The organism is Nocardioides sp. (assembly GCF_025964975.1).
In the GTDB taxonomy this organism is placed as follows: Bacteria; Actinomycetota; Actinomycetes; order Propionibacteriales; family Nocardioidaceae; genus Nocardioides.
Map to the genome: position 1 here is coordinate 1 of NZ_JAOPXV010000045.1, position 19,829 is coordinate 19,829.

At 70.5% G+C, this 19,829-nt stretch carries 23 protein-coding genes and 1 pseudogene; 7 read left to right on the forward strand and 17 right to left on the reverse strand.

Annotated features, from left to right (window positions below):
* Window positions 1–73 precede the first annotated feature (73 nt).
* Entirely contained in the window at window positions 74–1,069 is a 996-nt protein-coding gene (locus JWN68_RS03460; RefSeq protein WP_297734744.1) for an EamA family transporter, read from the reverse strand.
* 38 nt (window positions 1,070–1,107) lie between these two features.
* On the opposite strand from JWN68_RS03460, the gene JWN68_RS03465 reads away from it, so the two are divergent.
* Window positions 1,108–1,641, forward strand: coding sequence for a CGNR zinc finger domain-containing protein (locus JWN68_RS03465; protein ID WP_297734747.1), 534 nt, complete (start codon window positions 1,108–1,110; stop codon window positions 1,639–1,641).
* A 48-nt stretch (window positions 1,642–1,689) separates the two neighbouring features.
* On the opposite strand, the gene JWN68_RS03470 is transcribed toward JWN68_RS03465, so the two are convergent.
* Genes JWN68_RS03470 through JWN68_RS03490 form a run of 6 tightly spaced genes read right to left on the reverse strand, consistent with a single transcriptional unit; the run spans window position 1,690 to window position 4,247 of the window.
* A complete protein-coding gene (locus JWN68_RS03470; RefSeq protein WP_297734750.1) occupies window positions 1,690–2,463 on the reverse strand; it encodes an alpha/beta fold hydrolase in 774 nt (257 codons plus the stop codon).
* A 31-nt stretch (window positions 2,464–2,494) separates the two neighbouring features.
* Window positions 2,495–3,265 carry a hypothetical protein gene (locus JWN68_RS03475; protein WP_297734753.1) on the reverse strand — a complete coding sequence of 257 codons (771 nt, stop codon included), beginning with the start codon at window positions 3,263–3,265 and terminating at the stop codon, window positions 2,495–2,497.
* A 22-nt stretch (window positions 3,266–3,287) separates the two neighbouring features.
* Entirely contained in the window at window positions 3,288–3,482 is a 195-nt protein-coding gene (locus tag JWN68_RS19210) for a hypothetical protein (protein WP_366519730.1), read from the reverse strand.
* On the reverse strand, window positions 3,479–3,697 hold the full coding sequence (locus JWN68_RS19215; RefSeq protein ID WP_366519731.1) for a WYL domain-containing protein: 219 nt from the start codon (window positions 3,695–3,697) through the stop codon (window positions 3,479–3,481). The genes JWN68_RS19210 and JWN68_RS19215 overlap by 4 nt, the downstream gene beginning before the upstream one ends.
* Window positions 3,634–3,999 (reverse strand): hypothetical protein, encoded by a 366-nt coding sequence (locus JWN68_RS03485; protein WP_297734759.1) that lies wholly within the window; start codon window positions 3,997–3,999, stop codon window positions 3,634–3,636. Before JWN68_RS03485 ends, JWN68_RS19215 begins: the two co-directional genes overlap by 64 nt.
* On the reverse strand, window positions 3,990–4,247 hold the full coding sequence (locus tag JWN68_RS03490; protein WP_297734761.1) for a helix-turn-helix domain-containing protein: 258 nt from the start codon (window positions 4,245–4,247) through the stop codon (window positions 3,990–3,992). Before JWN68_RS03490 ends, JWN68_RS03485 begins: the two co-directional genes overlap by 10 nt.
* A gap of 227 nt (window positions 4,248–4,474) precedes the next feature.
* On the opposite strand from JWN68_RS03490, the gene JWN68_RS03495 reads away from it, so the two are divergent.
* Together JWN68_RS03495 and JWN68_RS03500 are read left to right on the forward strand one after the other, a co-directional pair.
* Complete coding sequence (locus JWN68_RS03495; protein WP_297734765.1) at window positions 4,475–6,901, forward strand: LuxR C-terminal-related transcriptional regulator; 2,427 nt, start codon at window positions 4,475–4,477, stop codon at window positions 6,899–6,901.
* Between the two features lie 4 nt (window positions 6,902–6,905).
* A complete protein-coding gene (locus tag JWN68_RS03500; RefSeq protein ID WP_297734767.1) occupies window positions 6,906–7,775 on the forward strand; it encodes a hypothetical protein in 870 nt (289 codons plus the stop codon).
* Between the two features lie 25 nt (window positions 7,776–7,800).
* On the opposite strand, the gene JWN68_RS03505 is transcribed toward JWN68_RS03500, so the two are convergent.
* On the reverse strand, window positions 7,801–9,606 hold the full coding sequence (locus JWN68_RS03505; protein WP_297734770.1) for a 3-hydroxybutyryl-CoA dehydrogenase: 1,806 nt from the start codon (window positions 9,604–9,606) through the stop codon (window positions 7,801–7,803).
* 57 nt (window positions 9,607–9,663) lie between these two features.
* Window positions 9,664–10,845 carry a cysteine desulfurase-like protein gene (locus tag JWN68_RS03510; RefSeq protein ID WP_297734773.1) on the reverse strand — a complete coding sequence of 394 codons (1,182 nt, stop codon included), beginning with the start codon at window positions 10,843–10,845 and terminating at the stop codon, window positions 9,664–9,666.
* Between the two features lie 61 nt (window positions 10,846–10,906).
* Between JWN68_RS03510 and nucS the strand changes: the two genes are divergently transcribed.
* Window positions 10,907–11,593, forward strand: a complete 687-nt coding sequence (gene nucS, locus JWN68_RS03515) for an endonuclease NucS (protein ID WP_297734776.1) — start codon at window positions 10,907–10,909, stop codon at window positions 11,591–11,593.
* Between the two features lie 54 nt (window positions 11,594–11,647).
* Here the strand turns inward: nucS and JWN68_RS03520 are convergent, their stop codons facing one another.
* The gene (locus tag JWN68_RS03520; protein ID WP_297734779.1) at window positions 11,648–12,292 is read right to left on the reverse strand and encodes a histidine phosphatase family protein; all 645 of its coding nucleotides are present in this window, start codon (window positions 12,290–12,292) and stop codon (window positions 11,648–11,650) included.
* A gap of 9 nt (window positions 12,293–12,301) precedes the next feature.
* The gene (locus JWN68_RS03525) at window positions 12,302–13,213 is read right to left on the reverse strand and encodes an FAD-dependent oxidoreductase (protein ID WP_297734781.1); all 912 of its coding nucleotides are present in this window, start codon (window positions 13,211–13,213) and stop codon (window positions 12,302–12,304) included.
* 66 nt (window positions 13,214–13,279) lie between these two features.
* Here JWN68_RS03525 and JWN68_RS03530 point away from each other — a divergent pair, with 66 nt between their 5' ends.
* Window positions 13,280–13,663, forward strand: a complete 384-nt coding sequence (locus tag JWN68_RS03530; protein ID WP_297734786.1) for a DUF427 domain-containing protein — start codon at window positions 13,280–13,282, stop codon at window positions 13,661–13,663.
* A complete protein-coding gene (locus JWN68_RS03535; RefSeq protein ID WP_297734789.1) occupies window positions 13,648–13,770 on the forward strand; it encodes a hypothetical protein in 123 nt (40 codons plus the stop codon). The genes JWN68_RS03530 and JWN68_RS03535 overlap by 16 nt, the downstream gene beginning before the upstream one ends.
* Before the next feature lie 56 nt (window positions 13,771–13,826).
* Here JWN68_RS03535 and JWN68_RS03540 read toward each other — a convergent pair whose 3' ends face one another.
* Window positions 13,827–15,863, reverse strand: coding sequence for a protein meaA (locus JWN68_RS03540; RefSeq protein WP_297734792.1), 2,037 nt, complete (start codon window positions 15,861–15,863; stop codon window positions 13,827–13,829).
* 64 nt (window positions 15,864–15,927) lie between these two features.
* Entirely contained in the window at window positions 15,928–16,236 is a 309-nt protein-coding gene (locus tag JWN68_RS03545) for an STAS domain-containing protein (RefSeq protein WP_297734794.1), read from the reverse strand.
* 239 nt (window positions 16,237–16,475) lie between these two features.
* On the opposite strand from JWN68_RS03545, the gene JWN68_RS03550 reads away from it, so the two are divergent.
* Window positions 16,476–17,072: a cob(I)yrinic acid a,c-diamide adenosyltransferase gene (locus tag JWN68_RS03550; RefSeq protein ID WP_297734796.1), complete on the forward strand. Its 597-nt coding sequence runs from the start codon at window positions 16,476–16,478 to the stop codon at window positions 17,070–17,072.
* Between the two features lie 412 nt (window positions 17,073–17,484).
* Here JWN68_RS03550 and JWN68_RS03555 read toward each other — a convergent pair whose 3' ends face one another.
* The 4 genes and pseudogenes from JWN68_RS03555 to JWN68_RS03570 form a co-directional block, all read right to left on the reverse strand.
* Window positions 17,485–18,663, reverse strand: a complete 1,179-nt coding sequence (locus tag JWN68_RS03555; RefSeq protein WP_297734799.1) for an MFS transporter — start codon at window positions 18,661–18,663, stop codon at window positions 17,485–17,487.
* 8 nt (window positions 18,664–18,671) lie between these two features.
* Window positions 18,672–19,121: a DUF2550 domain-containing protein gene (locus JWN68_RS03560; RefSeq protein ID WP_297734802.1), complete on the reverse strand. Its 450-nt coding sequence runs from the start codon at window positions 19,119–19,121 to the stop codon at window positions 18,672–18,674.
* Between the two features lie 107 nt (window positions 19,122–19,228).
* Window positions 19,229–19,624: a F0F1 ATP synthase subunit epsilon gene (locus JWN68_RS03565; protein WP_297734805.1), complete on the reverse strand. Its 396-nt coding sequence runs from the start codon at window positions 19,622–19,624 to the stop codon at window positions 19,229–19,231.
* Window positions 19,624–19,829: pseudogene (locus JWN68_RS03570) on the reverse strand (F0F1 ATP synthase subunit beta); the annotation flags it as partial. The gene JWN68_RS03565 and the pseudogene JWN68_RS03570, both read right to left, overlap by 1 nt.

Genomic DNA, 19,829 nt, shown 5'->3' on the forward strand with positions numbered 1-19,829 from the left:
ATGGGCGTCATCGGAGCGCTGCTCGCCGTACCGGTGGCGGCAGCGCTGCTGCTCCTGCACCGAGAGGTGCTCCTCAAGCGGCAGGACGCGCGCTGACCCCGGGCTCGTGCGGCAGCGGCTCGACAGCCAGCCCGTGCGACCCCTCCCCCAGCTTGACCACGACGACGCCGGCCAGCACGAGCAGGCCGCCGACCATCTGCACCCCACGAGGCAGCTGTCCGAGCAGCAACCAGGCGAAGACCAGCGCCGTCAGCACCTCGAAGAGCGCGACGAACGACGACAACCGCGACCCCAACGTGCGGGCGGCCGCGATGCCCGTGACGTAGGCGAAAGCAGCGGTCACCAGGCCCAGGGCGAGCACGGGGATCCACCAGGACACCACAAGGCCGTCGTAGTCCACGTCGCTCGTGGTCATCCGCATGGGGAGTACGCCGACCCAGCCGGCCATCAGCAGCACCGCTCCACCGACCACGAGGCCCGACGCCGCAAGCGCGAGGGGCGGCAGGCCGTTGTCGGTGTCGGCACCGATGACGAAGTACGTCGCAGCGCCCACCATCGCCCCGAGCGCCCACAGGACCCCGGTGGTGCTGAGCTCGGGGCCCGAGATCACGTCGAGGACCAGGACCAGCCCCACCGAGGCGATGACAGCACCCGCCACGGTCAGGCGGCTGGGCCGGTTGCTGTGGCGAAACCAGAGCCACATCACGACGGCGACCGGCGCGGTGTACTCGATCAGCAGCGCGACGCCCACCTCCATGTAGCTCACCGCATAGAAGTAGCAGAGCTGAGCCCCGGCGACAGCCACCACGCCATACGCCGTGACCGTGAGGCTGCTCCTGCGCAGGAGGTGCCACCGACCGCGGAGGGCGAGGAGGCCGGGCACCGCAAGCACGAGGGCTGCGATGCCGATGCGGACGGCCACCGCCGAGCCTGCCGTCCAGCCGGCGTCGAGCAGTCCCCGGGCGAGCGCGCCCGAGAGGCCGAAGGCCGTGGCCGAGAAGAAGGCCAGCGCCAGTCCGGTGGAGGTGCGTGACCGCTCCGCCTGCCTGTCATGAGTCATCGTCACCATGGGTCATGACGCTAGTCGCCAACGAGTAAGGTGTCAACGTGGTTTTCACTCATGACACCGCCGCTTCCCTCCAGGCAGCGGTCGCGCTCGCCAACACCGCGGAGGAGCCCGACACCCTGACCACGGTGGAGGGACTGGCGGAGTTCTACGCCGAGCACGAGTACTCCGGCGAGCACCAGCGCGACGAGTCAGAGCTCAAGGCGGTGCGCGCCGTCCGCGGTGCCCTCCGGGCCCTGCTCACGGCAGACCGCGACACCGCAGTGGAGCTGGTCAACGGCATCCTGGCCGAGGCGAGCGCCGTACCCCGTCTCGTGCGGCACGACCGCCTCGACTGGCACGTCCACGCCATCGACGACGGCGCGCCGCTGGCCAGACGGGTGATGGTCGAGACCGCCATGGCGATGATCGACGTGATTCGCGCCGACGAGCTCAACCGGCTGGCCATCTGTGCGGCTGACGAGTGCGGGGGCCTGGTGCTGGACCTGTCCCGCAACCGCTCGCGGCGCTACTGCTCGACGGCGTGCGGCAATCGCGAAGCCGTCGCTGCGTACCGCGCGCGACAGCGCGGATGAGACGGAGCGCGCGGCAGCGCCGATGAGGCAGAGCGCGCGGCAGCGCAGCTAGTCCAGGAAGCTCCTGAGCACGTCGAGAAACACGTCGGGCCGCTCGGAGTGCACCCAGTGCCCGGCGTCCTTGACCCGCACGCGGCGTACGCGCGAGAACAGCCTCTCCATGGCTGGCGCGTATTCGTCGAGGACGTAGGGCGAGTCGGCTCCCCCGATCCACAGCACCGGCACGTCGGACGTCTCGTCGAGCTCCGGCCAGGCGCCGAGCGCCTCGAGCTCGTCGCCGAGCAGCGCGAGGTTGAGCTGCCAGCGCCACTGGTCCCCTTCGCGCCTGAGGTTCTGGAGCAGGAAGGACCGCACGGTCGTGTTGGGTACGGCGTCGCGCAGTGCCGCGTCGGCATCGGCCCGGTTGTCGAGGTTCGCCAGGTCGAGCGCCCTCATCGCCTCGATGTAGCCGGCGAACTCGCGCCGCCCCGCGTCGTAGGAGACCGGCGAGACGTCCACCACGACAAGCCGGTCGACGAGCTCGCGATGACGCAGCGCCAGGACCATCGCGACCTTGCCGCCCATGGAGTGCCCGACGAGGGTGACCGGGTCGGCTGGGGAGAAGAGCCCCGCCACCGAGTCGGCCATGTCGACGTAGGAGAAAGTCTCGGTCCACTCCGAGCGACCGTGGTTGGGCATGTCGACCAGGGTCACGCGATGGTCGGAGCTGAGGGCCTTGGCGGCCTGCGTCCAGTTCCGCCCCTGTCCGAAGAGTCCGTGGCAGAAGACGATCCGCGGACCGTCGTCGCCGTGCTCGGTGGTGTGCAGTCCGGTCGCGCTCATGCCCAGCAGTCTCGCAGGACGCGCGCGGGAGCTAGAAGTCGAAGCCGTCGAAGCCGTCGAACATGCCGCCGATGCCGTCGCCGATGCCGCCGAACATGTCGCCCATGCCTTCGCCCATGGCGCCGATCCCGTCACCGAGACCACCGAAGCCGCCGTTGAACATCATCCCCATGAACATCCAGTCCATCGGCCCGAAGGTGCCGAAGTAACCCTGGGCGTAGGGCTGGTAGGCGCGACCGCCCTGCCAGTAGGGCACGCGCTGCGAGCCGACCATCACCTTGCGGATGTCGGGCTCCGCGCCGGCTCGCACTCGTTCGGCGTCGAGCTGGCAGGCGGGGACGTCGCGCAGGGTCCCGCCCGGCGGGACGTAGGGCACATCGGCCACCGACATGCCGTGGCGGGGGTCGAAGAAGCAGGGCGGCCGACGTGTGGGCAGCGGGAGCTTGTCGACCCGGGCCCGCACGCACGCCATCGCGTAGCGGCCGTCCTCGAGGATCTCGGTGACGTGGCGGATGTCGTCGGGCTTGCTCATGCCGGCCGCGGCCGTCTTGGACGCTTCATAGGCGTCGAGTGCACGCTGGTAGTCCGCGTTCTCGCCGGGCCCGAGCTCGCGGCCGGCCATGTCGATGTCGAGGTCCTGCAGCTCGACACCGAGGGCCGTGACGTCCTCCTCGGCCAGTCGCTTGACCGGTTCCAGCTCCGCGGCGGCCCTCTCGAGCTGGCGCCTCTTCGACGTCTGTCCGGCTCCGACAGCCACTGCGACCAGACCACCGAGGATCGCGAGCAACAGCACCATCTCCATGCGGCCAGCCTACGCGGGCGCCCTAGGTCGGCTGCGCGCCGCGGGCGGCCGATCGCCGCAGCCGATCCGCGAGCTCGGACGCCACCGCGACGAGGGCCGGCGGTTGGAGGAGCTCGCACTCCAGCCCGGTCATCACGCAATAGACCGCGAGGTGCTGCAGCGACTCGTCGCTCGCCTCCAGCAGGGTCGTGCCGTCGTCGACCGGCGTCAGTGTCACCCAGCGGGTGTCGATCCGGGCGGACACCTCGGCCACTGGAGCCAAGACCCGCACCTGTGCCTGGTTGCTGTACGGCGCACGGCTGATCGCGTTCTTGACGTACTCGGCGGGATCGGGGTGCCCACGCGCCTTGAACGCCACGTCGAAGCCGTCACGTCGCGCATGCGGTCGAGCCGGAACGTGCGCCAGTCCTCCCGCTCGACGCACCACGCCATGAGGTACCACCGCCGGTCGCGACGAGGCGGACGGGCTCGACCCAGCGCTCGGTCGCCACGCCGTCCCGGGCGTCGTACCCGAAACGAATCCTCACCAGGTCTCGACACGCCTTGGCCAGCGTCAGCAGCACGTCGCCGTCGACGAGGTCGGTGTTGCTGCTCAGCGTCTCGGTGGACTGGTGGATCGCCTTCACCTCGGACCGAAGTCGAGGCGGCATCACCTGGTCGAGCTTCGCCAGGGTGCTCAACGCGGCCTCGCTCGCGCCGGTGACCGTCCCGCCGGCAGCCAGTCTCAGCGACACCGCGATGGCGACCGCTTCGTCGTCGTCGAGCAGGAGTGGGGGCAGGCCCTTGCCCCGCCCGAGCTGGTAGCCCCCGCCCAGTCCTGGGTCGCCTGCACGGGGTAGCCCAGGCCACGCATGCGCTCGACGTCGCGACGGATGCTGCGGGTGGTCACGCCCAGGCGCTCGGCGAGCTCGGGCCCGGTCCACACCGGCCGCTGCTGGAGCAACGACAACAGGCGCAGGACGCGGGCAGTGGTGTCGCTCATGGGCCCATGGTGGCAGAGCAGGCGGACAGGTCCTGTCCGCGTGGGGGCGGCTGCAGGCCTGGAGATCACCCCGGCAATCCTCATGGCCTGCAGCACGCCTGTCAGCGGGTGGGCTGTCCCCTGTTCGGTCCACGCGCGACGGCGCTACCGTCTCGCGCGGACGGCACTCGTGGCATCGGTATTCCTACCTAATCCGCCCGAGAAGAAATGAGCGATAGGTTCGTCCTGTGCTCACCCCATGTCTTGGTCGCGAGCAGACCCAGGCTCGCCTCGCGGCTGCCCTGGCCGCGTCCCGCTGGGTCAGCATTGTCGGCCCGCCCGGGAGTGGGAAGACACTGCTGGCCCGTCACGCAGCAGCCACGACGGCCAGCGTCTGGGTCGACGCCCGGGGGATGCGCCGTCCCGCCGACGTCCTCGATGCCTGCCTCGATGCCCTCGATGCGCCCCCGTCGCCGGGAGACTCTGCCGAGGGGGCGCTGTGCCGCGCCATGGACGGGCACGACAACCTGCTCGTGGTGGACGGTCTCGACTTGGACCCCCACGAGCTGGGACCCACCTTCCAGCAGCTGGTCTCGACGACCACCGAGGGACGCCTCGCCCTCACGTCGGTGACCATGGCCGGCCAGCCAGCCGAGCGCGTCGTGCGGGTGGCACCCTTCGCCGTACCCCGTGACCACGAGCCGATCTCCGGTGCGGCGGTCGACCTGTTCCTCCACCGCGTCGAGGCAGCCGGCGGTCACCCCATCGACCTGCAGACCCACGGCGAGGACGTACGCCGCCTGCTGAACGCCACCGGCGGGCTGCCCCTGCTCATCGAGCAGATTGCCGTCCAGATCGCCCTCCTGGGCGTCACCAACGTGGTCCCGACCGCGTCCCTCTCCGAAGCGGTGCACGGCTCCTACGAGCTCCTGGACGAGGACCAGCAACGCTGCTTCCGCCGCATGTCGCAGATGAGCTCGCCCGTCTCGATCGACGTCCTCGCCGAGATCACCGGCGTGGACCGGGACCAGGCCGCCACGATCGCCACCGGTCTCGTACGCCGCAGCCTGCTCGAGGTCACGCCCGAGGGCCGCTTCGACATGCTCACCCCGATCCGCCGCCACGGCCAGTTCCTCACCGCCTCCACCGACGACCCTCTCGAGACGAGGCGCGCCCTGCTCAGGTGGGCCGACCGGGTGGCACCGGCCGACCTCAACACCGGTGCCGGCGACGCCGTCTGGCTCGGCGACCTGCCGGTCATGCGGACCGCCATCGAGGCCGCCTGCGCCGATGACGGCACGCGCGCCCTCGGCTATGGCCTGGCCAACCGGATCTTCTCCTCCCTCTACACCTCCATGCGGGCCAAGGACGCGGTCGAGATCCTCGAGACGACCCTGATCAGCGGAGACGGACCGGCGGTGATCGGCGCCCAGGTCGCCCGGCGAGCAGGGATCGCAGCGTCGGAGGTGCGGGGCACCTACGAGGGCCTTTGGCTCCTCGAGCGGGCCGACGAGCACGCCCGCAGCGCGACGGACCCTCACGGCGAGCTGGCCAAGAACGCCTCGATCCGCGCCGAGATGCACCTCGACGCGGGCGCCCTGACCGAGGCAGAGGCAGAGGCGCGGCGTGCCCTCGAGCTGGGCACCGAGACCGAGATCACGCGACAGGCCGCGCGCACGCTGGCGGACGTCCAGGTCTCCCGGGGCGCCTTCCGGGAGGCGACGGCGACCCTGACGTCGCTCCTCGCCGAGCGGGAGGAGAAGGACGAGCGCTGGATCTCGCTGTCGGCGCGGACCCTGCTTGCCAAGATCGCGCTCGAGCAGGGCCGCCCCACGGAGGCAGCCTCGGCGGCTCGTGCCGCGGCCAGCGATGCCCGGGCGATCGCCGAGGACCGTGTCGCCCTGCTCGCCGAGACGCTGCTCCGCCACCTCGACCCTGCCTTCGTACCAGTCGACGTCGACCGTGAGAGCCTGCCCTGGGCGGTCCGGATCCCGGTGCTGGCCCAGGATGCCCGCGACCTGCTCCGCGACGGTGACCAGCAGCGTGCTGCCGGTCTCGCGGCGGACGCGGTCGTCCTCGCCGACAGCACGGGGCTCGGTCGCGACGCCGTCGAGTGCCGGCTCCTGCTCGCCCGGGCGCTCCTGGCCGGTGGCGACGAGGGTCAGGCCGTCACGACGTTCCTGGCAGCGCTCGACCGGGCAGCGACGATGAAGATGCCATTGCGCGCAGCCGACGCCCTCGACGGCCTCGCGTGGACCGCTCAGCAGCGCGGTCTGCGCGACTCCCGCGCCTTGGTCGCTGCGGCCGCGGAGCTGCGGGCTCCCCGGCACGCCCTCCCGTGGGGCTATGCCGCAGACAGCCCGCTCGTGGTCGGACGGCAGCCGCCGGAGGGCTGGATCGTCGATGCCGAGCTGACCTCCGCCGCGGTGCAGGCCGTGGCGGTCATCTTCTCGGGCGCAGGCGGGGAGACCGGGGGCCAGGGCCCGCTGAAGCTCCTCACCAAGGCCGAACGACATGTCGCCCAGCGCGTGGCCCAGGGACTGACGAGCCGGCAGATCGCGGCCGAGCTCTTCCTGTCCCCGCGGACGGTCGATGCGCACCTGACCCACATCTACCGCAAGCTCGGCATCACCAGCCGCGCCAGGCTGGCCGCTCTCGTCGCGGACCAGGGGTGACGTCGTGCGGCTGGAGATGACCGCGACGTGGAGCCTCACCTTCGACGACGGTCGCCCGGTCCGCGCCGCGTCCGCGATCGTCGCGTACGCCGATGGCTGGCTGATCGCCCAGGACGACTCCACCCTCGGCGCCCTCTGGCGCGACTCGACAGCGGTCCCCCTCCGTCTCCTCGACCCGGTCGACGGCCTCGACTCGTTCTCCTCCGACGAGGGGACCAAGCACCTCAAGCCGGACCTGGAGTCGGCGTGCGTGCTCCCGGACGGCACGGTCATGGTCATGGGGTCCGGCTCCAGCCACGCCCGGTGCCGGGCCGTGGCGCTCACCGAGGACGCTCGACAGGTCGAGGACCTGACTGAGCTCTACGCGAGGGTCGAAGCGGCGCTGCGCGTGCCGGCAGAGGTGCTCAACCTCGAGGGCGCGTGCGTCGTGGGCGACCACCTCCGCTGGTTCCACCGGGGGCTTCCCGCCGGCGGCTGGCCCAGCGGCAGTGTGGACCTGCCTCTCGGCGCACCCCTCACGCGGGCCCGGCCGACGAACGTCCTGCGCTACGACCTCGGGTCAGCAGACGGTGTCGGTCTCGCCGCCACCGATGCCGTAGCCCTGGCCGACGGTCTGGTCCTGGTGAGCGCCGCCGCCGAGGACTCGCCCAACACCTACGACGACGGTCCGGTCGTGGGGTCCGCGCTGGTGCTGCTCGACGGTGCCGGCGTCGTGGACACGGTCGAGATCCCGCGGCTGCACGGTCGGGTCGCCAAGGTCGAGGGTCTGGCGCTGGTCGCCGAGGACGACTCGGGCGTACGCCTGATCGCCACGATCGATGCCGACGACGCCGACAGCCCCTCCCCCGTGATCGAGCTGACAGTTCGCCGCTGACCGCCTGGGTGAGGCGGTCCTGGTATCAGCGCGTGGTGTAGTCGCGGAACCCCCGCTGCGTCTTGCGTCCGAGGTAGCCGGCAGTGACGAGGTGCTCCAGCAGCGGCGCCGGGGCGAAGCCGGGCTCGCGGAACTCGAGGTAGAGCTCCCGCTGGATCGCCAGGGACACGTCGTTGCCGACCACGTCGAGCAGCTCGAAGGGCCCCATCGGCAGGGCACACCCCTGCTTCATGGCGGTGTCGATGTCGTCCGCGGTCGCGTAGTGCGCCTCGAGCATCTTGACCGCGTCGTTGAGGTAGGGGAAGAGCAGCGCGTTGACGATGAAGCCGGACCGGTCGCCGCACGACACCGCGACCTTGCCGACCTTGTCGCACAGGGCGCGGACCGTCTCCGTGACGTCCTCGGCCGTGGACACCGTCGAGACCACCTCGACCAGCTTCATGATCGGGGCGGGGTTGAAGAAGTGCATGCCGACGACGTCCTGGGGGCGACTCGTCGCCCCGGCGAGAGCGATCACCGGCAGCGACGAGGTGGTGGTCGCCAGGATCGCGCCCGGCTTGCAGATCTCGTCGAGGTTCGAGAAGAGGGTGGACTTGATCCGCAGGTCCTCGGCGATCGCCTCGACCACGATGTCGACGCCGGAGAGGTCGTCGAGCGAGGTGGTGCCGGTGAGACGACCCAGGACCTCGTCCTTGGCGCTCTCCTCGAGCTTCCCGCGCTGGATCGCCTTGTCGAGGGACTTCTCGATGGTGGCGCGCACGCCCTCGACCTTGTCGGCCGAGCGACCGACGTACACCACGTCGAACCCGCTCTTGGCGAAGACCTCGACGATGCCCGCGGCCATGGTGCCGGTCCCGACGACGCCTACGCTGGAGATGGTGCGCCGGAGCTTGGGGAGGTCGTCGGCCGACGGCGTCTTGTCGTCGGCGACCACGACGGGGCTGTCCGCGCGCTCGTAGGTGTAGAAGCCACGACCGGTCTTGCGCCCCAGCAGGCCGGCCGTGACCATCTGCTTGAGCATCGGGGCCGGGGCGTGCAGGCGGTCGCGACCCTGGCGATACATCGTCTCGAGGATCTCGTAGGCCGTGTCGAGCCCGATCAGGTCGAGCAGGGCGAGCGGCCCCATCGGGTAGCCGCAGCCGAAGCGCATCGCAGCGTCGATGTCCTCGCGGGTGGCGTACTTGCTCTCGAACATCGACACGGCGTGGTTGAGGTAGCCGAACAGCAAGGTGTTGGCGATGAAGCCGGCCCTGTCGCCGCACACGACGGGGTTCTTGCCGAGCGTGCCGACCAGGCCCTCGACATCGGCGAGGACGGCGGGCTCGGTCACCACGGTCCGGACGATCTCGACGAGGTTCTGGACGGGCGCGGGGTTGAAGAAGTGCACGCCCACGACGCGGCCGGGCCGCGTGTTGGCGGTCGCGATCTCGGTGACGGGCAGCGAGGAGGTGTTCGTGGCCAGGATGGCGTCGGGCTTGACGATGTCGTCGAGCCGGCGGAAGAGGTCCTTCTTGATGTCGAGCGACTCGATGACGGCCTCGATGACGAAGTCGGCCTCTGCCAGTGCCGACAGGTCGGTGGCGAACGAGATGTGTCCGAGGATCTTGGCCTGGTCAGCCTCCGACATCTTCCCGCGGGCGACGGCGCGGCCGGTCGAGTGGGCCAGGTGCTCGCGCCCGCGCTCGACGGCTTCGTCGCTGAGCTCGACGCCGATCACGGTGAAGCCGTTGCGGGCGAACACCTCGGCGATGCCGGCGCCCATGGTGCCCAGGCCGATCACGCCGATGGTGGAGAACTTGCGAGTTGCCCGCTCGGGCGCACCAGTGGTCATGCCCGCATGATGGCACGCGTCGTCACTGGCGCGGCTGGGTCCCACCCGAGATGTTCCTCACGTGGCAGACAGTGCTCCCAGCGCGGCCAGCAGGCGGTCGATCTCCTCGTCGTCCGTGTACGCCGAGATCCCGACCCGGACACCGCCCTGCTCGCCCGCGGCTGAGTGCCGCGCGGCCTCGAGGGCGTAGAAGCTGCCCGCCGGCGCGACGATGCCTGCCTCGTGCAGGCGATGACTCGCCTGGACCGGGGTGAGGCCGTCCACCGTCAGCAGCACGGTGGGGGTACGCCGACCGGCGCGGCCGTGCACGGTGACCGCGGCCATGTCCCCCAAGCCGTCCAGAAGCCGCGTCAGCAGCTGCTGCTCGTGCGCCTCGACCGCGGCCATGTCGCACTGCTCGGCGAACTCGACGGCTGCCCTGACCCCTGCCAACAGCTCGTAGGGCAGGGTCCCGAGCTCGAAGCGCTCCGGCACCGCGTCGCTTGAGGGAAGCAGCTTGTCGGGGTGCAGCCTCTCGAGCAGTGCCGGGTCTGCGGCCAGGACGCCGAGGTGCGGTCCGAAGAACTTGTAGGGCGAGCAGACGAGGAGGTCGGCGCCCATCGCGGTGAGGTCGACAGGGGCGTGCGCAGCCAGGTGCACGGCGTCGACGTACATCAAGGCGCCCACCTCGCGTGCTGCGCGGGAGACGGCAGCGACGTCTGGCCTGGTGCCGAAGAGGTTGGAGGCGGCCGTGAGCGCGACGAGGCGGGTGCGATCGGAGAGCAGCGACCTCACGTCGTCCGGCTCGGTCGTCACCGGATCGAAGTCCAACCACCGCACTGTCGCCCCCGCATGCTCGGCGGCGGTGATCCAGGGCCGGATGTTGGCGTCGTGGTCGAGGCGCGACACCACGACCTCGTCGCCCGGCCCCCACTGGGCCGCCAGCGTCCGGGCGATGTCAAAGGTCAGCGCGGTCATCGACCGGCCGAACACGATGCCGCGGCGATCGTCCACCCCGAGGAAGCGCGCCATGGCGGCACGCGCTCCGAGGGTGATCTCGTCGGTGAGCAGACCGGGGGCGCTCGGCCCGCCCCGCTGGCACAGCCCCACTCGCAGCGCGCCGGCGACGGCGTCGGCCACCACCTCAGGGACCAGCGACCCGCCGGGTCCGTCGAACCGGGCCAGGTCGGGGCGAAGGCCCGGGAAGGCCCGCCGGATCTCGCGTACGTCGAAGTTGGTCGCGTTGTCAGTGACACTCACGGTCGCCATGCTTGCACGGCGATCATCACGCCTCGGAGGGCCGCGGGTACATTCCCTGCTCGTGAGGATCGTCGTTGCGCGCTGCCAGGTCGACTATGCCGGTCGATTGACCGCCCACCTGCCGATGGCGACCCGGGTGCTGATGATCAAGGCCGACGGCTCGGTGCTCGTGCACTCCGACGGCGGTTCCTACAAGCCGCTCAACTGGATGTCTCCCCCGGCGACCTTCCGCGAGGCGGCCACCGAGGACGGGCAGGTCGAGTGGACCGTGACGGCGGCCAAGACCGACGACACCCTGCGGATCCTGATCGAGGAGATCCAGCACGACACCTCGCACGCCCTGGGCATCGATCCCGGGCTCCAGAAGGACGGCGTCGAGAAGCACCTCCAGGAGCTGCTGGCCGACCACCCCGCCTCCCTCGCCGACGGGTTGACGCTCGTACGCCGCGAGTTCCCGACCGCCATCGGCCCGGTCGACCTGATGTGTCGCGACGACGCGGGCCTCAGCGTCGCCGTCGAGATCAAGCGCCGCGGCGACATCGACGGCGTCGAGCAGCTCACCCGCTACCTCGAGCTCCTCAACCGCGACCCGCTGCTCTCGAGCAAGGGCCCCGTCCGCGGCATCTTCGCCGCCCAGGAGATCAAGCCCCAGGCGCGCGTGCTCGCCACGGACCGCGGCATCGCCTGCGCGGTCGTCGACTACGACGCGCTGCGCGGCATGGACGACCCGAGCCACCGGCTGTTCTGAGCACCCCTCCGGGGGGACGAAGGAACGGCCGTCGTGCAACCTGACTGACGTCGGTCAGGTTGCGCCAGAGTGGCTGTGACCGGCGCGCGAAGGGAGGCCCTCGTCCGCCCAGGACCGGGCGAGCCAGCCGTCGATGTCCGCGTCGAGCCGCACGACGGCACAGTTGGCCAGCGCGCGGCCCGCGGGATGGCCGGCCGACAGGTTGCCTGCAAGCTGGGGCAGGGCCGTACACATCACCCCGCCGTGACTGACGACCAGGACAGCCTCGCCTCGGTGCGCGTCGGCGATCTCCTGGAGCACTGCGCTGACCCGCTCGACCACCTCGGCGCCGGACTCGCCCCCGTCGATCCGCGCCGCCAGGTCCCCGGCGAGCCAGTGCCCGTAGGTGGCGGCGAACGGGTCAGGCTCGACCGGTTGCCCCGCATACGACCCGACGGAGAACTCGCAGAGCGCCTCACGCACGGTCACGGCGACACCGAGCCTCGCCGCCACGATCTCGCCGGTCTGCACCGCCCTCGACATCGAGCTCACGTAGACGTGGGCGATCCGCTCACCGACGAGGATGTCGGCCAGGGCGGCCGCCTGCTCACGACCCAGCCGCGTGAGGCTCCCGCCGCGGTCGGCGAGCACGTCGGTCTCGTACTCCGCCTCCCCGTGCCGTGCCACGAAGACCCGGACGGCGCACTGGAGGTCGCTCATGCCGTCACGCTATCGAGCGCCATCAGCGAGGTCGCGTACGGCGTCCGCACACCCCCAGCTGAGCGTGACGCCGGCTCCGCCGTGGCCGTAGCAGTGGATGACGTCGCCGACGCGCTCGAGGCGGACGGATGGACGGGCGGGCCGCAGCCCCACCTTGTGCCCCAGCACCCTCGCACCTGCCAGCTCGGGCACCAGCGTGCGGGCGCGGGCCAGGATCTCATCAGCAGCCGCCGGGTCCGGCGTACGGCTCCACTCCCCCTCGATGTCGGTGCCACCCACCACGATGTCCTTCGAGCGCGGGACGACGTAGGTGAGACCGGCGCCGTCCAGCCACCAGCGGTCGAGGCCGACCTGCTCGACGCGGACCACCTGACCGCGCACGGGCTCCACGTCGGCGTCGCCGGCGAGCCGTCGGGAACCGACGCCGCTTGCGTTCACCACGAGGTCGGGGCCGGAGGGGAGATCGGACAGGCTGAGCCTGGTGATCGTCCCACCCAGCTCGGTCACCCTGCCGGCGAGCCACGGCAGGTAGGTGGGCATCTCGATCAGGGGCGTGGCGAAGGTCCAGCCGTCCACGTAGCCCGCCGGGAGGGCCGTCTCGCGATCCAGGTCGGGCACGGCCTCCCGCCACCACGGGTCGGGCACCTGGGACCGGAACACCTCGGTGCCCAGCACCACGGAGACGCCGGTGCCGTGCTGGCGGGACAACGCCTCGAAGGCAGCGTAGGACGCTTTTCCCCAGGTGGTGACGAGGTCCTGCGGGAGAGCGCGGTAGGGATACCAGATCGCTGCGGCCACGGCCGACGTCGACTCAAGCGGCAGGTCCCTTGCCACCACATCGACGCGGTGGCCCGCCTCGAGCAGGCGTACGGCGCACGACAGCCCGATGACCCCCGCGCCGACGACCAGCACTCGTCCCATGCCCCCGAGTCTTGCGGAGAGGAGCCGTCGCAGTCGAGGCACCCGTACGTTGGCAGCATGCGACCAGTGACTCCCCATCCACCCGGACCCCGCCAGGAGTCGGCGTGGGACTACCCGCGCCCGCCGCGCGTGGAGCCGAGCGACGAGACGATCGAGGTCCGGCTCGGCGGCGTCGTCGTGGCGAGCACGCAGGCCTCGGTGCGCGTGCTGGAGACGAGCCATCCGCCGTCGTACTACCTCCCGCTCGACGCCTTCGAGCCCGGCGTGCTCCGCGCGGTCGGCGGAACGTCGTTCTGTGAGTGGAAGGGCGTGGCGACCTACTACGACCTCGTGACTCTCCGCGCCACTGCGTCCCGCGCGGGTTGGACCTACGCTGAGCCCACCCGGGGTTTCGAGGCCATCCGCGACCACGTGTCGATCATGCCCCCGGCCTCGTGGAGGCGTGCCTGATCGACGGCGAGGTGGTCCGCGCCCAGGAGGGCGGCTTCTACGGCGGCTGGATCACCGACCGCGTGGTCGGCCCGTTCACGGGCGTCCCGGGCAGCCGCGGCTGGTGATCAGTCGAGGCCGTTCGCGTTCCGGATCACCATCGGCGGAGTCCGCCCCCGGGCGGCTAAAGGCCGTTCGCGTTCCGGATCACCTGGACGATGCCGCCCATGATCTCGGTCAGCCCGAAGTCCTTGGGTGTGTAGACCGCAGCGACCCCGAGCTCGAGCAGCCGCTTGCCGTCGGAGTCCGGGATGATGCCGCCGACGATCACCGGGACGTCGTCCAGCCCGGCGGCGCGAAGCCCGTCCAGGACGTCGGGCACCAGCTCCATGTGCGAACCGGACAGGATCGAGAGACCGACGCAGTGCACGTCCTCGGCCACGGCGGCGGCCACGATCTGCTCGGGCGTGAGCCGGATCCCCTGGTAGATCACCTCGAAGCCGGCGTCTCGTGCGCGTACGGCGACCTGCTCGGCACCGTTGCTGTGACCGTCGAGACCGGGCTTGCCGACGAGCAGGCGCAGCCGACCACCGAGAGCCTCGCCGGTCGCCCGGACCTGGTCGCGGACCGCGGTCAGCTCCGAGCCGGTCTCCGCGACGCCGACGGCGCCGGAGACGCCGGTGGGGGCACGGAACTCGCCGAAGACCTCCCGCAGCGTCCCCGCCCACTCCCCCGTCGTCGCCCCGGCGCGCGCCGCGGCCAGGGTGGCGTGCATGAGGTTCTTGTCGGTCTTGGCATCGGCGGCCAGTGCAGCCAGCGCGGCGGCAACCTCGTCCTCGTTCCGGGCTTCCTTCCACGCTGCGACCGAGTCCAGAGCGGTCTGCTCGGCCTGGGGGTCGGCCGCCATGATCGCCTCGTCGAGGTTGGCCGTCAGCGGCGACGGCTCGGTGGTGGTGAACTTGTTGACGCCCACGATGATCTCGTCGCCGGACTCGATGCGACCACGACGCGTGGCGTGGGCGCTGACGAGCGCCTGCTTCATGTAGCCCGACTCCACGGCTGCGATCGCGCCACCGAGGGCCTGCACGCGGTCGATCTCCGCCTTGGCGCTCTCGACGAGCGAGGCGACCTTGGCCTCGATCACGTGCGAGCCGTCGAAGATGTCGTCGTACTCCAGCAGGTCGGACTCGAAGGCGAGGACCTGCTGGAGGCGCAGTGACCACTGCTGGTCCCAGGGGCGAGGCAGGCCCAGCGCCTCGTTCCAGGCAGGCAGCTGTACGGCGCGGGCGCGCGCGTTCTTCGACAGGGTCACCCCGAGCATCTCGAGCACGATGCGCTGGACGTTGTTCTCCGGCTGCGCCTCGGTGAGACCGAGCGAGTTCACCTGCACGCCGTAGCGGAACCGGCGCATCTTCTCGTCCTGCACGCCGTAGCGCTCACGGGTGATCTCGTCCCACAGCTGGACGAAGGCGCGCATCTTGCACGTCTCCTCGACGAACCTGACCCCGGCGTTGACGAAGAACGAGATCCGGCCGACGACCTTCTCGAAGTCGTCCTCGGAGACCTGCCCGGAGTTCTTGACCTGGTCGAGCACCGCGATCGCCGTACACAGTGCAGAGGCCAGCTCCTGCGTGGGCGTGGCGCCGGCCTCCTGCAGGTGGTAGCTGCAGATGTTGATCGGGTTCCACTTGGGGATCTCGTGGACCGTGTAGGCGATCATGTCGCTGATCAGGCGCAGCGAGTGCTCGGGCGGGAAGACATAGGTCCCGCGGGAGAGGTACTCCTTGATGATGTCGTTCTGCGTCGTCCCGGCCAGCTGGGCGGCGACCTCGCGGACGTCGACGCCGGGGTTCTGCTCCTCCGCTGCCACCTGGTACATCGCGAGCATCCACATCGCGGTGGCGTTGATGGTCATCGAGGTGTTCATCCCGGTGAGCGGGATGTCCTCGAACAGGCGGCGCATCTCCCCCAGGTGCGGGATCGGGACGCCGACCTTGCCGACCTCGCCGCGGCTGAGCGGGGAGTCCGGGTCGTAGCCGGTCTGCGTCGGCAGGTCGAACGCGACGCTGAGGCCCGTCTGGCCCTTGGCGAGGTTGCCGCGGTAGAGCGCGTTGGATGCCGCCGCAGTCGAGTGACCGGCGTAGGTGCGCATCACCCACGGGCGGTCCTTCTCGGGGCGGGCGTCCTCGGCCAGTGGAGCGTCGACCTGCTTGTCCGTCATGGGCACAGGGTATGGCCCGGTTACCCGTGAGTCACCGGCTGGATGTGTGAAGAACCCCACCCGGTCAGGCGGTTGCGGCGGCGCGTTCGACCTCGAAGGAGTGCGCGAGACGCGAGAGGTGCATCATGCGGCGGACCGAGGGCCCGCAGTTGCGCAGGGTCAGGTGGTGTCCCGAACGGGTGGCCTGGCGCGTGGCCACGGCGAGCACGCGGAGGGCGACCACGTCGATCGTGTCCACGTCGGACATGTCGACGACCACGTCCTGATCCTGTCCTTCGAGGAACGCGTAGAGGGCTGAGCGCACCTGGAAGGTGCTGCGCACATCGAAGTCGCCGTGCAGGACCAGCGTCGGTCCGTAGCTCGTGATGTCCATTCGATGTACCCCTGTGTTCGTGCTGCGCGTCCCCCGAGCCTCGCGCAGAGCACGTGACCGCTGTCACCGACTATGACGCCATGGTCCGCCGATTCGTTGCATTGGCGCTACACCTTTTTAGGGTGTCTGTGCCCGTCGGGCAGCGGCCACCGGAATCAGGACGTCGCGAGTGCGCGGCGTCCGGACTGTGACGCATGTGACTGGAGTGACCGGGTCTCTGTGTTCGCTAGGCTCGCTCCATGGTCAACCTCACCCGCATCTACACCCGCACCGGCGACGCCGGATCCACCCGACTCGGCGACATGAGCGAGACCACCAAGAACGACCTCCGGCTGCACGCCTACGCCGACGTCGACGAGGCCAACGCCACGATCGGCGTGGCCGTGGCCCATGGCCAGCTCGAGCCGGACGTCGTCAAGGTGCTCGTCCACGTGCAGAACGACCTCTTCGACGTGGGTGCGGACTTCTGCACCCCGGTCGTCGAGAACCCCGAGTGGCCTCCGCTGCGGATCGAACAGGACTATGTCGACCGGCTGGAGGCGTGGTGCGACCACTACAACGAGCAGCTGCCCAACCTCCGCTCGTTCATCCTCAACGGCGGCACCGAGGGCGCCGCCCTGCTGCACGTCTCACGCACCGTCATCCGGCGGGCGGAGCGGTCCGCCTGGGCGGCGTACGCCGAGCACGCCGACTCGATGAACGTCCTGGCGATCACCTACCTCAACCGCCTCTCCGACCTGGTCTTCATCCTGGCCCGCTATGCCAACCGCGGAGAGGGCGACGTGCTGTGGGTGCCCGGAGGTGAGCGCGGGAGCGACGAAGGAACCGAGGGGTGAGTTGACCGACTGGGCCACCCACCCGGTCACGGCGGAGCGCTTCGACGACTTCGCCGACGTGATCAACCCCAACCGCCGCGAGACCCACTGCTGGTGCCTGTCCCACCGTCTGCGTGCCAAGGAGATCGACGAGCTGGGCGACGGCAGCCGGGAGAGCGCGGCACGCGTCCTGGCCGCGGGCGAGACCAGCTTCGGCGTCGTGAGCTACCGCAGGGCGTCACCGAGCGCTCATCGGGGGCGCCGTGGCGTAGGCCGCACCGCAGGGCGCACCCGCGGTCGAGACCTACCCCGTCGACCGGAGGGGCGGATGGACGTCACCATGGCGTTCGTGGGGACCCGGTCGATGTTCGAGCGGTGCGGGTTCGAGGTCATCGGACAGACCAACGGCGTGGCGAGCAAGCTGCCCCGGCTCTCATGCGCCGGGTGCTGGGATGACCGGGCGCTCGCCGACCTGACCCTCGCGGGCCGCCGGCACCACGAGGGCCGCGGGGACCAGGAGTACGGCGACCACCAGCAGCGCCGTGAGGGTGCCGACCTCGTCCCCGACGAACCCGAGCAACGGGGGCCCGGCTAGGAACGCGGCGTACCCGATCGTGGAGACCACGCTGACCCTGGCCGCTGCCCGGGCCGGGTCGTCGGCCGCAGCACTCATGCCGACAGGAAAGCCCAGGGAGGCGCCGGCCCCCCACAGCACGATCCCGGTCACGACCACCACCGGGTGGCTGCCCAGGACGATCAGCAGCACCCCCACCCCGGCCGCCACCATCGTGCCCCACAGCATGGTGACCCGACCGAAGCGGTCGATCAGGGTGGTGCCGGCCAGTCGCCCGAGGGTCATCGCCACCACGAACACTGCGAAGCCGGCGACCCCGACAGCGGCCGAGACGTCGTGCCCATCCACGAGGGCCACGGCCAGCCAGTCGTTGGCCGTGCCCTCTGTCGTCGCCAGTGCCAGCACCATCACGCCGATGAGGAGCGTGCGCGGCTCGAGCCAGGCTCGCGCAGCCGACGTCCGCTCCTCCGGGCGTGGGGCGATCGGCAGGAAGCTCGACGAGGTGAGCCACACGGTGACCACGGCCACGACCACCACCGCGACGAGGTGCAGCCGAGCCGGCACCCCCAGCTCGACCAGCAGCGCGCCCAGCAGCGCACCGACGACCGTCCCGGCGCTGAAGCCGGCGTGGAAGCGCGGCATGATCGTGCGACCCAGCCCTCGCTCGACCTCGGCACCCTCCACGTTCATCGCGACGTCCCACACGCCGATGCCGATGCCGTACAGGAGGAGACCGACGGTGGTCAGGGCCAGCTGCTCGCCGAGTCCGAGCGCCGCCAGCGTCATCCCGGTCGATGCCGCCACCGCCCCGAACCGGACGATCCGCACCGTCCCCCAACGATCAAGGGCGGCGCCCGTCGTGGGCAGTGCCATCAGTGAACCGACAGCGATGGCGAGCAGCAGGAGCCCGAGCTGTCCGTTGGTCAGGGCGAAGCTGGAGCGGGCCTCGGGGATGCGCGAGACCCAGCTCGCGAACACCCACCCGTTGAGGAAGAAGCTCAGGCCCACCGCGTTCCGGGCGGTGGTCAGGTGTGGCACGGTCTCTCCTAGTTGCGGTGGCGGTCCCAGTCGGTGCCCGGCGGTCCGGCCTCGAGCCAGGACTGGAATCCGGTGAGCGAAGCCTCGCTCATGGCGAGCTCGACCTTGCCGTCGCCCGTCTCGCACACCACGACCACGTGCCCGGTATAGAGCGACATCTGCTCCGCGCCCACGGGGTCACGCCGGTGCGAGTACGACAGGGCGGCACGCGACCAGACCCTTCTCGGCTTCGGGGACAGGGAGAAGATCCGGAACCACTCGAGCTCCTCACCGCTGTAGCGGCCCAACCCGAGCAGCCAGCCGCGCCCAGCGTGCCGCGTGTGCAATCGGCAGCTGAGCTCGAAGGTCCCGCCGTGGCGTGACAACAGCCGGCGGCGGACGATGAGCGCAATGCCGTACAGCAGGGGGATGAGCAGGAGCACACCAGCGGATTGGAGCAGCCATTGCCAGTCGGGCATCCACTCTCCTGCTGGTCGCGCGTGGGTGGAGGGAAGGGGACAAATGAGGTGAGCGCACGAACCGCGTGGTTCGTGCGCTCACCCTATCGGCCTTGGGGTGCGTGGAGTCAGGAAGCCCGCTCCACTGCGCGGATCCTGGCTTCTGCGCGGCGTACGGCCTCTTTGGCCTCGTCGCTGTTCTCGCCCGAGGCCTGGGCCCGTTCGAGGTCCTGACGAGCCTTCTCGAGGTCGATCTCGTGCGACATCTCCGCGCGCTCGGACAAGATGGAGACCCGGTTGTTGGCCACCGACATGAAGCCGGCGTCCACTGCAGCCACCCACGTCTCGCCCTCGGCGGTCTGCACGTCGACGACGCCCTCGATGATCACCGAGAGCAGCGGCGCGTGGCCGGCGAGGATGCCCACGTCACCTTCGGTGGTGCGCGCGATCACCATCTTCGCCTCGCCGGACCAGACCAGCCGGTCCGCCGCGACGAGCTCCACGTGCAGTGTCGAGTCAGACATCACAGACCCTTTTGGATCTCAGCCCACTTGGCCTCGACGTCGTCGAGACCACCGCACATGAAGAACGCCTGCTCGGCCACGTGGTCGTACTCACCGTCGGCGATCTTGTTGAACGCCTCGATGGTGTCGGCCACGGGGACCGTCGAGCCCTCGATGCCGGTGAACTGCTTGGCGACGTAGGTGTTCTGCGACAGGAACCGCTGGA

Bases quoted from the DNA above. Each gene is read 5' to 3' on its own strand.
- JWN68_RS03525 (WP_297734781.1), bottom strand. From the start codon at position 13,213: ATGGGACGAGTGCTGGTCGTCGGCGCGGGGGTCATCGGGCTGTCGTGC.
- JWN68_RS03505 (WP_297734770.1), bottom strand. From the start codon at position 9,606: ATGACCACTGGTGCGCCCGAGCGGGCAACTCGCAAGTTCTCCACCATC.
- JWN68_RS03470 (WP_297734750.1), bottom strand. From the start codon at position 2,463: ATGAGCGCGACCGGACTGCACACCACCGAGCACGGCGACGACGGTCCG.
- JWN68_RS03520 (WP_297734779.1), bottom strand. From the start codon at position 12,292: ATGAGCGACCTCCAGTGCGCCGTCCGGGTCTTCGTGGCACGGCACGGG.
- JWN68_RS03565 (WP_297734805.1), bottom strand. From the start codon at position 19,624: ATGTCTGACTCGACACTGCACGTGGAGCTCGTCGCGGCGGACCGGCTG.
- JWN68_RS03550 (WP_297734796.1), top strand. From the start codon at position 16,476: ATGGTCAACCTCACCCGCATCTACACCCGCACCGGCGACGCCGGATCC.
- JWN68_RS03560 (WP_297734802.1), bottom strand. From the start codon at position 19,121: ATGCCCGACTGGCAATGGCTGCTCCAATCCGCTGGTGTGCTCCTGCTC.
- JWN68_RS03540 (WP_297734792.1), bottom strand. From the start codon at position 15,863: ATGACGGACAAGCAGGTCGACGCTCCACTGGCCGAGGACGCCCGCCCC.
- JWN68_RS03475 (WP_297734753.1), bottom strand. From the start codon at position 3,265: ATGGAGATGGTGCTGTTGCTCGCGATCCTCGGTGGTCTGGTCGCAGTG.
- JWN68_RS03490 (WP_297734761.1), bottom strand. From the start codon at position 4,247: ATGAGCGACACCACTGCCCGCGTCCTGCGCCTGTTGTCGTTGCTCCAG.
- JWN68_RS03460 (WP_297734744.1), bottom strand. From the start codon at position 1,069: ATGGTGACGATGACTCATGACAGGCAGGCGGAGCGGTCACGCACCTCC.
- JWN68_RS19215 (WP_366519731.1), bottom strand. From the start codon at position 3,697: ATGGCGTGGTGCGTCGAGCGGGAGGACTGGCGCACGTTCCGGCTCGAC.
- JWN68_RS03545 (WP_297734794.1), bottom strand. From the start codon at position 16,236: ATGGACATCACGAGCTACGGACCGACGCTGGTCCTGCACGGCGACTTC.